Source organism: Parafrankia elaeagni (assembly GCF_000374165.1).
In the GTDB taxonomy this organism is placed as follows: domain Bacteria; phylum Actinomycetota; class Actinomycetes; order Frankiales; family Frankiaceae; genus Parafrankia; species Parafrankia elaeagni.
This window is the reverse complement of the sequence record NZ_KB893727.1, coordinates 68127-79189: the sequence shown is the minus strand read 5'-3', so window position 1 is coordinate 79189 and position 11063 is coordinate 68127. Positions and strand designations below refer to the sequence as shown.

At 71.9% G+C, this 11063-nt stretch carries 9 protein-coding genes; 5 read left to right on the top strand and 4 right to left on the bottom strand.

Annotated elements, in window-relative coordinates; translation table 11 throughout:
- Nucleotides 1–288 precede the first annotated feature (288 nt).
- From B207_RS0116580 to B207_RS0116565, 4 genes are all read left to right on the top strand, one after another.
- Complete coding sequence (locus tag B207_RS0116580; protein ID WP_026311130.1) at nt 289–996, top strand: sigma-70 family RNA polymerase sigma factor; 708 nt, start codon at nt 289–291, stop codon at nt 994–996.
- Nucleotides 980–2116, top strand: coding sequence for a hypothetical protein (locus B207_RS0116575; RefSeq protein WP_026311129.1), 1137 nt, complete (start codon nt 980–982; stop codon nt 2114–2116). The genes B207_RS0116580 and B207_RS0116575 overlap by 17 nt, the downstream gene beginning before the upstream one ends.
- A complete protein-coding gene (locus B207_RS0116570) occupies nt 2113–3210 on the top strand; it encodes an ABC transporter ATP-binding protein (RefSeq protein WP_018637682.1) in 1098 nt (365 codons plus the stop codon). Before B207_RS0116575 ends, B207_RS0116570 begins: the two co-directional genes overlap by 4 nt.
- A 122-nt stretch (nt 3211–3332) precedes the next feature.
- Nucleotides 3333–4175 carry an ABC transporter permease gene (locus tag B207_RS0116565; RefSeq protein WP_018637681.1) on the top strand — a complete coding sequence of 281 codons (843 nt, stop codon included), beginning with the start codon at nt 3333–3335 and terminating at the stop codon, nt 4173–4175.
- Nucleotides 4176–4183: 8 nt separating this feature from the next.
- Here B207_RS0116565 and B207_RS0116560 read toward each other — a convergent pair whose 3' ends face one another.
- The 4 genes from B207_RS0116560 to B207_RS0116540 all read right to left on the bottom strand — a co-directional run bounded on the left by B207_RS0116560 (nt 4184) and on the right by B207_RS0116540 (nt 9286).
- Complete coding sequence (locus B207_RS0116560; protein WP_018637680.1) at nt 4184–4585, bottom strand: PIN domain-containing protein; 402 nt, start codon at nt 4583–4585, stop codon at nt 4184–4186.
- Complete coding sequence (locus B207_RS0116555; protein WP_026311127.1) at nt 4582–4878, bottom strand: type II toxin-antitoxin system Phd/YefM family antitoxin; 297 nt, start codon at nt 4876–4878, stop codon at nt 4582–4584. The genes B207_RS0116560 and B207_RS0116555 overlap by 4 nt, the downstream gene beginning before the upstream one ends.
- Before the next feature lie 48 nt (nt 4879–4926).
- A complete protein-coding gene (locus B207_RS0116550; protein WP_018637678.1) occupies nt 4927–8310 on the bottom strand; it encodes a DEAD/DEAH box helicase in 3384 nt (1127 codons plus the stop codon).
- Between the two features lie 373 nt (nt 8311–8683).
- Nucleotides 8684–9286, bottom strand: coding sequence for a TetR/AcrR family transcriptional regulator (locus tag B207_RS0116540; protein ID WP_018637676.1), 603 nt, complete (start codon nt 9284–9286; stop codon nt 8684–8686).
- A gap of 222 nt (nt 9287–9508) precedes the next feature.
- Here B207_RS0116540 and B207_RS0116535 point away from each other — a divergent pair, with 222 nt between their 5' ends.
- Nucleotides 9509–11023, top strand: coding sequence for an NAD(P)/FAD-dependent oxidoreductase (locus B207_RS0116535; protein WP_018637675.1), 1515 nt, complete (start codon nt 9509–9511; stop codon nt 11021–11023).
- Nucleotides 11024–11063: the final 40 nt, after the last annotated feature.

Below are 11063 nucleotides of genomic sequence, written 5' to 3'. Positions count from 1 at the left end.
TGGAGCCTCCGCCGGTCGGAGCAAGCTCCCCTCGGAGGGTCCGCCGGGCAGGTGGTGTCTCTGNGGGGCTCCTGCCCGTGAAGGCTTGCGGAACGGTCGCCACCTCGATCCGTCAAGACTCCGGCGGGAACGGACACGGGTGGCCCTTTAGTCGCGGAAACGCACCACACGACCTCCCGGCAAGAAACCAGACACGGCGTCAGATCCAGCGTGGACGAGCCACGGAGACCAGGTCGTTCCAGGCCGCTCCGGAGCCCGATGTCACAAGCGGGCTCGCGGCGGTGCTGTATGGCTATGGACCTGAAACGGCACGGGCAGGCGGCGGGCGTCCCCGCTCTGGCGGGCCCCGGGGCGGCTGCCGTCGGCGCCGGCAGCAGGGACGGGGCGGAGGGGAGGAGCGGGCGGATGGTGCTTCCCCGTCCAGCGCGCGGCACGGCGGCGCGCGGCACGGCGGCCCACGGCGTCGAGGCGCGCGTCGAGGCGCGCAGCGCGGCGCACGTGCGGCCGGATCTGGACGAGGTGTTCCGCCGCGAGTACCGGGTGGTGGTCGGGGTGGCCGCCGGCGTGCTCGGCGACCGGCACCAGGCGGAGGACGTCGCCCAGGAGGTCTTCCTCTCCTTCAACCGGTCCTCGGTGCCGGCCGCGCAGACCCGCGGCTGGCTCTGCGTCGCCGCCGCCCACACCGCGCTGAACCACATCCGTTCGCATCGGCGCCGCGCCGGGCGGGAGGAGACGGCGGCCACGGTCGCGCACGCCGTCGGCGTGCCGGACGTCGCCGAGGCCGTGGTCCTGCGGGACGAACACCGCCAGGTGCGCGCCGCCCTCGCCCGGCTCCCGCGCACCCAGGCCGTGGCCCTCGTCCTGCGACACAGCGGCCTGAGCTACGCCGACGTCGCCGCCGCCCTCGACATGTCCCCGACCAGCATCGGCACCACCGTCCGCCGCGCCGAATCCGCCCTACGAAAGGAGCTGCACCGCCATGGGTCACACATCTGACGGCGTGCTGCGCCGGTTGCTCGACGAGCCGGCCGGGGTGGCCGACGCCGACCGCGAGCACACCGCGAGCTGCCCGCGCTGCCTGGCCACCCTCGCCACCATGCGCGTGGACGCCGCCGCCGTCCACGCGGCACTGACCGCCGCCGGCACCGCCGACGCCGACGCCATCGCCGCCCCTGTCGACGAGGACGCCGCCTGGCACCGCCTGGTGGCCGCGGCATCCGCGGCATCCGCGGCATCCGCGGCACCCGCGGCCGACATCGGCCGCCCGGCCGCCCGCTCCCCGCGCCGCCGGCGGGTGGGGCAGTTCTCGCGCCGTCCGATCGTCGCAGCCCTGGCCGCCTCCGTCGTCATCGCCGGGGCCGGTACCGCCGCGGCCAACGGCTGGCTGAAGATCTTCCAGACGGAGCGGGTCGCGGTGATCGGCCTGCGCGCCTCAGACCTGGTCGCGCTGCCCGACCTGAGCGCGTACGGCGAGCTCGCCTGGAGCCGGCAGCCCGCCCTGCGGGAGGTCGACGACGCGGCGGCCGCGGCCGAGCAGACCGGTCTCGACGTCCCCGACGTCGAACATCTTCCCCGTGGCGTCGACGGCCGGTCGCTGATCCAGGTGAGTGACGAGGCCGAGGCCGTGTTCACCTTCTCGACGCAGCGCGCCGCGCAGGCGGCCGCCGCCGAGGGCCGCCCGCTGCCGCCCGTCCCGCCCGGCCTGGAGGGTGCGCGGGTGCGGCTGACCGCCGGCCCGGGCGTGGCGCAGGTCTGGCCGTCCACCAGCGGCGCCCCCGCACTGATCGTGGGCCACGCCGTCGCACCCAGGGCGTTCTCCTCCGGTGTCCCGTTCGGGACGGTCCGCGACTACGTCCTCTCCCTGCCCGGCCTGCCCGACGAGGTCGCGGCGCAGCTGCGCACCTACGCCGCGGACGGCACCACCCTGCCGCTGCCGGTACCCAGCGACGAGTTCACCACGAAGCCGGTGGACGTCGACGGCACCCCCGCGACCGCGCTGGCCAGCCGCGACGGCACCTTCGCCGCGGTCGTCTGGGTGGACAGCGGCGAGCTGTTCGCCGTGGCCGGCTCGCTGTCCACCGACGAGGTCCTCACGACAGCCCGGGAGCTCCAGTGACTTCCCCGACGCCTGCGGCCACGGCCGCCACCGCCACCGCCACCGACGTCGGTGGCGACGTCGACGAGGCGACGCTGCGTGCGACGGCACGCCTGGTCGAAGGCCTGCACCCGTCGCCCGCTGTCTGGAGCTCCGGACTGCGCAAGCGGTACGGCCGGCGCACCGCCGTCGAGGACGTCTCCCTGGAGGTCGGCCGAGGCCAGATCGTCGGCCTGCTCGGCCCCAACGGGGCCGGCAAGACCTCGGTGATCAAGATGCTGCTCGGCCTGGTCCGGCCCGACGCGGGGGAGGTGCTCCTGCTCGGGCGCCCGGCCAGCGACCCGGCCGCCCGTGCCCGCGTCGGCTACCTGCCCGAACTCTTCCGCTACCAGCCCTGGCTGAGCGCGGCGGAGGTGCTGACCCTGCACATCCGGCTCTCGGGTGCCGACGTGACCGCGCGGGAACGGCAGGCCTGCCTGGCCCTGGTCGGCCTCGCCGAGCGCGCCGGCGACCGGGTCGGCGGCTTCTCGAAGGGGATGCAGCAGCGGCTCGGGCTCGCGGTCGCCCTGGTCGCCCGGCCCGAGCTCGTGATCCTCGACGAGCCGACGAGCGCGCTGGACCCGCTCGGCCGGGCCGACGTCCGCGACATCGTGCTGGACCTGCGCTCCCGCGGTGTCGCGGTGCTCCTCAACTCGCACCTGATCGGCGAGGTCGAACGGGTCTGCGACCGGGTCGTGATTCTCGACCGCGGCCGGGTGGCGGCGGCGGGCACGCTGCGCGAGCTCCTCGGCCAGCGCGAGCTCCGGCTGCGGCTCACGGACGTCTCTCCGGCCGCGCACCGCTGCCTGACCGCGGTCGGCGGCGTCGAGCGCTCGGGCGACTGGTTCACGCTGGTGCTGCCGCCGGACCTCGCAGGCCCGGACCCAGAGCTGGATACGGGCACAGGCAACAGATCGGGTGGCGCGGCAGCGGACGTCGTCCCGGGCCTGGTGGCCGAGCTCGTCGGCCTGGGAACGCGCGTGCACGCCGTCGAACCCGCACGGATCAGCCTGGAGGAACGGTTGCTCGGCATCCTGCGCGCCGGCTCCCCCGACCGACCGGAGGACACACGATGACAACCCGACTGTCCTCGTCCGGAGCGGGCGCCCCGCCGTCCGCGGCAACACCACCTGCGGCAACACCACCCGCGACCGCGTCGGGACGGCTGCTGCGAGCCCGGCTGGGAACGGTCCGGACGGTGCTCACCATCGCGGTGCTCACCCTGCGGGAGGCCTCACGCCGCAAGGTGATGCTCGCGCTGGCCGTGCTCACCGTGGTGCTGCTGACGCTGAGCGGCTGGGGCATCTCCCGGCTCGCCGCCGAAGCCGACTCCGGTGGGCTGACCACCGGTGAGCGGCTGCTGGCGTCCTCCCAGATCCTGAACCTGGTCATGTTCGGGTTCAGCCTGATCGCAGCGCTGGGCACCGCCTTCCTCGCCGGCCCCACGCTCGCCGGTGAGACCGAGTCAGGTATCGCGCTGGCCGTGCTCGCCCGGCCGATCCGGCGGTCGGAGTTCCTGCTGGGTAAATGGCTGGGGCTGGTGGCGTTCGGCACTGTCTACATCGTTCTCGCCGGGCTTGCGCAGTGTCTCGTCGTCAGGGCGGCGGCCGACTTCTGGCCCCCGCGGCCAGGGGAGGCCCTCGCCCTGCTCGCCGCGCAGGTGGTCGTGCTGCTGACGCTCGCGCTGCTACTGTCGACGGTCGTGTCGCCGATGGCCTCAGGGGTGGTCTCGGTCGGGCTGTTCGGGGCGGCCTGGGTGGCGGGTGTGGTCGGGGGAGTGGGTACGGCGCTCGACAACGCGAGCGTGGAGCGGGTCGGCACCGTCTCGCGGATCCTGCTGCCCACCGACGGCCTGTGGCGCGGGGCAATGAACGCGTTCCAGGACCCGGGGGTTTTCCTCAGAGCCGACGACGGCTCCTTCGCGGCTTTCCCCTTCCTCAGCGCGGCTTCGCTGACCGGTGTCTACCTCGCGTGGTCGGCCGTGTGGGTGGCCATGATCTGGGCGCTGGCAGCGACCTCCTTCCAACGCCGGAATCTCTGACCGCCGGCTCAGTCGCGTGGGTCGATCACTGCCATCTCGGCGTCCCTGGCCGCCGCCGCCAGCCTGTCGTCATAGGTGGCGAGACCGCTCAGCTCCGGTCCGAAGATTCGTGCTGTGGACAGATGGATCGCATCCAGCGAGCGAAGCATCCGGTCCGGCTCGTTCATCGCCGTGTCGACGACATCATCGTCGATACCGACATAGTTGAAGGCGAGCAGCAGGTCCCGTGCGTCGGGCAGTGCCGCCGGCATGACCCGCCCGACGGCACGGATCACCTCGATCCGCAGCAGGGCGGAACTCACCCACGACGCGCCGGGATGCCGATCGTAGAACTGCGCGAAAGCCCGGGAATGGGTCTCCTCGGCCAGGAGCTTGAGCGTGGCGGAGGTGTCGATGTAGAAGAGGCTCACCAGCGCTCCTCGTCGCGCAGCGCGCGGAGTGCCTCGCCGAGCCGGTCGCTCCCGTCACCGGCTCGCATCCGTGGGCGAAATCCCGGCCGGACGGCCAGGCGCGCTCGCCCGGCGTCCACCAACCGGTCCAGGGCCGGTGTCGGTTCACGCCCCTCGACCGGCACGATCCGGGCGATCAGCCGGCCGTACTCCGTCACGTCGATCGTCTCGCCGTGGCGCACCCTCGCCAGTACCTCGCTGGTGTGGTGGCGCAGTTCCCGAAGGCCCACCGCATGCTCACCCGAGGTCGCCATGACGATCATGGTAACACAAATTTGTGGCTACAACTGGAGTCCGTCGTCTCAGGAAAGCAGTTCGCGGATGTCGTCGGCGTCCAGTGCGGTTCCGGTGAAGTCGCCGCTGTCCATGACGCCGGAGAACAGGCCGGCCTTGCGGGCTTTCAGGGCCATGACCTTCTCCTCGATGGTGTCCCTGGCCACCAGCCGGTACACCATGACGTTGCGGGTCTGCCCGATGCGGTGCGTGCGGTCGACCGCCTGGGCCTCGGTGGCCGGGTTCCACCAGGGGTCGAGCAGGAAGCAGTAGTCCGCCTCGGTCAGGTTCAGCCCGGATCCGCCGGCCTTGAGGCTGATGAGGAAGACCGGGGCGTGCCCCTCCTTGAACCGGCGCAGGACCGCGGCCCGGTCACGGGTCGCGCCGTCCAGATAGCAGTGCTCGATGCCGTCGGCGTCGAGCGCCTCCTGGACCCGGCCGAGGAAGCGGGTGAACTGGCTGAAGACGAGCGCCCGGTGCCCGCCGTCGGCGACGTCCCGCAGCTGTTCGAGCAGGACGTCGATCTTGGCGCTGGGCAGCTCGTCGTGGGTGTCGTCGACGAGCCCGGCGTGCAGGCTGAGCTGCCGCAGCGCGGTCAGCGAACGCAGGATGGTGAACCGGTTGCGGTTCATGTCGCCGATCAGGCCCAGCACCTTCTGCCGTTCGCGCTGCAGGTGGGTCTGGTAGATCCGGCGGTGGCGGGGGTGCAGGTCGACGTCGAGGATCTGCTCCTGCTTGGCGGGAAGCTCCGGGGCGACCTGCTCCTTGGTCCGCCGGATCATCAGTGGCCGGATCCGGCGCCGCAGCTGCGCCAGACGTTCCGCGTCGCCCTGTTTCTCGATCGGGCGGGCGTAGTAGTCGTGGAACCGCGTCCGGTTCGGGAACAGGCCCGGCGCGGTGATCGACAGCAGTGACCACAGCTCCATGACGTTGTTCTCCATCGGCGTCCCGGTGACCGCCAGCTTGAACGGCGCCGGCAACAGGCGCGCGCACTGGTAGGCCTTCGCCTGATGGTTCTTGACGGTCTGCGCCTCGTCGAGGATCAGGCCGGCCCAGACCCCGGCGGCATAGTCGTCGATGTCGAGCCGGAACAGCGTGTAGGACGTCACGACCACATCGGCGGCGGCGACGATCTCGGCGAGGGTCTCCCCGCGGCGGCGCAGCGTGTCGCTGACGACGGCGACCCGCAGCGAGGGCGCGAACCGGGCGGCTTCGGCGGCCCAGTTCGTCACCACGCTCGTCGGCGCGACGATGAGGAACGGCGGGAGCCCCGGGTCGGCCTGGCGGGCGTGGCAGATCAGCGCGAGGGACTGCACCGTCTTGCCCAGGCCCATGTCGTCGGCGAGGATTCCGCCGAGCTGGCAGTCCCACAGGAAGCTCAGCCAGCGGAAGCCGTCGGCCTGGTAGGGCCGCAGATCGGCGCGCAGCGTGCCCGGCACCTCCTGCGCGCCGGCGGTGTGCAGCTCCAGCAGCCCCGTCACCTGCCGGCGCCACTGCGCCGCCTGGCGGACGACGACGCCGATGCTGACGAGCTCCTCCCACAGCCCGGCCTGGAAGCGACTGATGCGCAACGATCCGCCGGCGCCGGGGGCGTCCTGCAGCGCCTTCGCCTCCTCGACGAGGCGACGCAGGCTGGCCAGCTCCGGCCGGTCCAGGCCGAAGTAGGTGCCGTCGTCGAGCAGCAGGTGGGTCTCCCGCCGGCTCAGGGCCGCGAGGATCGCCGCGAAGGGGAGCACCCGCCCGTCGAGGGTGACGGCGACGCCGAGGTCGAACCAGTCCGGGTCGCCGGGCACCGCGTCCGTGGAGACCTCGATCCGCAGCTCGTCGCCGACCTCGCGGTAGTCGACGGGACGCCCACCGATCTCGACGGTGACGCCGTCGTGGGCGTTCAGCGCCGGGAGCAGTTCGGTGGCGAACCGCATCGTCTCGACACCACTGAGCCGGACCGGTGCGCCGGGGTTGACCGCGGCGAGCAGCTGCCCGGCCGCGGACGGCAGGTTCAGGCCGGCGAGGATGTCGGCCTCGGCGGCCGGGTCGCGGTACCGGGCGACCCCGCCGCCGCCGCCACCGCCGCCACCGCCAGCACCGCTGTCGGCGTCGCCCTGGCTGCCCTGGTCGTCGTGCAGCGGTGCCCGCAGCCGAGTGTCGCCGACCGTGTAGGCCCACTCCCAGCCGATGTCGACGGTGTGCCCGGGGCCGAAGTCCGCGCGCGCGACCAGGACCGGCGGCGCGATCACCGGCGGCTCGAACGAGCCGTCGCTGGAGACGACCCGGGCCAGCCGGCGCAGACCGGGGTAGAACTCGGCGACGAACCGCTCCCGGCCCGTCGCCGGGATCCGCAGGCTCTTGTTCTCCACCGCCATCCGGGACAGGGCCGCCGGCACGGGCGCGGTCAGGCGGGCCAGCCGGAGGTGCCAGTCCTCTGGGCGGTCCGACGCCGCGATCTCCGCCCGGTCGACCCCGACGACCCCGTGATCGCCGATGAACGCGAACGGCGCGACGGCCGCGCCCGAGTCGGCCATCGTCAGCAGCGGGCCGACCGTGAGCGCGGCCGGCGGCGAGGCGTTGGTGACGTCCAGGCACAGCTCGGCGGAGCCGTACGGCTCGATGTCGCCGAGCCGCTTGCGCCCGTGCACCAGCCGCACCCCGGCCGCGGCGAGCTCGTCGAGCAGCGGCCACAGCCGGGGGCTCGCGAACCCGCTGAAGTCGAGGTACTTCTCGTCGCCGTAGGAGTAGGCGCCGTAGCCGGTGTCCTCCTGGCCGGCCAGGTAGACGGCGTACATCTCGCGCAGGATCCGCACATGCGCCTCGACGTAGGACTCCCGCTGGTAGTGGCTGTGGGGCGAGTTCAGCTTCGACCAGGAAAACGCGTTGATCCAGGTCGTCTTCCCGGGTTTCACCAGCCGGGCGAGCACGCTCAGCGCCGGCCGGCCACGTCTCGACCGCCCCCCCGGCGTCTCGGCGGACAGGGTCAGCTCGACGGCGAGCGGCGTCGCCCCGTGGGCCTCGTCCTGCGCCGGGTGATCGCGCAGCAGGTCCGACAGCGACGAGGCCCAGCCGCGTGACGCCCCGGTGGCGGCCCGGCGGGGCGGGGCGGGCTTCGCGGCCTGCTCGGCCGCAGCCAGCACGAGCGCCACGGCGTGCTTGCAGTCGACACCCACCGGGCAGCTGCACTGCGAGTCGTCGAAACACCACGGCCCACGAGCGGTGAGGACGGTGAAGTACACGGTGGTCACATAACGTTCTCCGTGGCTTCCCGCCACCCGGCCGTGGAGCGCGTTCCCCGCCGACCGCCAGGAGAGCTCGATCACGGAGCCCTGCTGCGCGTACTGCACGCCCCGCCGGTAGGTGACATCGCCCACGGTGGCACGCAGGTCACTCCGGTCGACGCTCTGCAGCTCCGCGGGCAACATGACACGACGCTAACAGCGTCCCGGCCGGCCCTTTCCCCGCGCTTCGGCGCAGACCACGCAGGTGGACACGATCCACCGCGCCAGGATCAGCGAATGGCTCCGGTCGCTGACCGGGATCCTGCTGTCATGCTGACCCCGGACCCGTCAGTGGGACAGGAGGCAGGGCGATGGACGCCGAGCGCTACCGCGCCGACAGCGAGAACGGTGACCACGCGCACGACCTCACCGCCTGGATGGCCAGCCGCCAGCCAGACGCCTAGCCGTCCAGGCCGGGCCACGTCCAGAACAGGCCCTGGTCGGGCTACTCGCAGCGGGCCTGCCGCATGATCGCCGCAGTCCGGAACCGAGCCCGCGGCGGCGCGAGGCTCGAAGCCTAGGGTGCTCGGCGAGCGTAGCCGCGGACGAACAGGCCGACAGCGGAGCGCAGAGCCGTGTCGAGAGCCGGGTCCTCGATCGCGGGCGGTGTGTGGACGGCGAAGGTGCCGAGCTCCGTCATCTCCCAGACGGTTCCGTTCACGAGGGCGATGAAGTGGCCGGCGGCGCGCGCGGGGTCATCGATGGTCAGCGCGCCGCCGTGAGCGAGGCGAGCGAGCTGGCCGGTCAGCTCGGACCACACCGGCGTCGCGACGCGCTCCCGCCAGAGCTGCATCAGCTGGGGATGACGGGGACCCTCGGTCTGGAGCAGGAGGCGCAGGGCTGCTGTGCGCGGGTGCAGGAAGGTCGTCATGATCCGGCGCGCGAGCTCGTTCAGGTAGACCTCGGGGTCCGGCAGGCGGCTGGGAAAGTGCGCCGTCGCCTCGCGCAGGGTGCCCAGTGTCGCTGTGAGGTGCTCGTCGATGGCGCTGAGGAACAGCGTCTCCTTGTCGCCGAAGTGGTTGTAGACGGTCTGGCGGGAGACCGGCGTGGCCGCGGCGACGTCCTCGAGGGTCGTGGCGGCGTAGCCCTGGCGGACGAAGAGGTCCAGTGCCGCCGACATGATCGCCTCCCGCTTGGCGGGCCGGCCGCGTGCAGGTGCCCTCGACGTCCGCCGAGTTCCCGGTGTCCCTGGCGTCCCCGGCGGCTCTGGAACTCCCGTGGACACCCCTCCACCCTAGACTTGGACAGTCGTGTCTAAAATTTGAGGCAGATACGTCCAACTATCTGTGCGGGGAACTGCGCTGAGCGCGCGGTCCGCGTGCCACCTGGTGAAGGAGACGATGTGTCCGAGTCCGGACGTCCCCACACGGTTGTCATCGGTGCCGGCCCAGCCGGGCTGACGGCCGCCTACCAGCTCGCGGCCCGGGGCGCCCCGGTGACGGTCTTCGAGGCCGACGACGTCGTCGGCGGGATCAGCCGAACCGTCGTGCGGGACGGGTGGCGGTTCGACATCGGCGGTCACCGTTTCTTCACCAAGGTGTCGGCGGTCGAGGCGCTCTGGAACGAGATTCTGCCCGAAGACGATTTCCTGCTCCGTCCCCGCATGAGCCGGATCTACTACCAGGGCAGGCTGTACGACTATCCGCTGCGAGCGTTGAATGCTCTGCGAAACCTGGGACCGCGTGAGGCGGCTCTCGCGATCGGCTCTTATCTGTACGCCCGCGCGCGCCCACCGAAGGACCCGGACGCGAACTACGAGTCGTGGCTGGTCGCCCGGTTCGGCTGGCGCCTGTACCGGACGTTCTTCAGGACCTACACGGAGAAGCTGTGGGGGATACCGGTGAGTGAGATGCCCGCTGACTGGGCCGCTCAGCGGGTCAAGAACCTCTCCCTCTCCTCGGCGATCGTCAACGCGGTCCTCCCGAAGCGGAACCAGAAGGAGATCACCAGTCTTATCGAGGAGTTCCGCTATCCGAAGTACGGGCCCGGCATGATGTGGGAGGAGGCTGCCCGCAAGGCTGAGAAGATGGGCGCGGGCGTCGTCCTGAACTCGGCCGTGACGGCGGTCCATCGGGCGGACGGGCGGGCCGTCGCCGTCTCCGTCACTTCCGCGTCCGGGGGGCGGGATCGGGTGCCGGCCGACCAGGTGATCTCCTCCATGCCGATGTCCGCGCTGCTCACCTGCATGGATCCGCCCCCGCCGGCCGAGGTGCTGGAGGCCGCGAACGACCTGCGTTACCGCGACTACCTGACGGTCGCCCTGGTCGTGCCGCAGGAGTTCGGCTTCCCGGACAACTGGATCTACATCCACGACCCCGGTGTGCGCGTCGGCCGTATCCAGAACTACGGGTCATGGTCGCCGTATCTGGTGAAACGGGGGCGCACCTGCCTCGGTCTGGAGTTCTTCGTCTTCGAGGGCGACGAGATGTGGACGATGCCGGACCAGGACCTGATCGCCCTGGGCACCGCGGAACTGGAGACCCTCGGGCTGGTCCGTCCGGGTGCGGTGGAGGCCGGCTACGTGGTGCGGGTACCCAAGGCGTATCCAACGTACGACCAGTTCTACCGCCGTAACGTCGACCTGATGCGACGCTGGCTGGAGGAGAACACACCCAATGTTCACCCGGTGGGGCGCAACGGCATGCACCGCTACAACAACGCCGACCACTCGATGCTGACCGCGATGCTCACCGTGGAGAACATTCTGGACGGCTCGGGGCACGACGTGTGGACCGTCAACGTGGAACAGGAGTATCACGAGGAGAAGGGTGCCGCCGGAGCGACGGGCGAGTCCCGGGGCCGGGGTGTCACGGGAACCGGCCGCGACGCGCCCGTCATCCCGCGGCGGGACGGGTAGGGCCTGGTTCGTCGGGCTCTCCCACAAAGGTCCGGGCTGG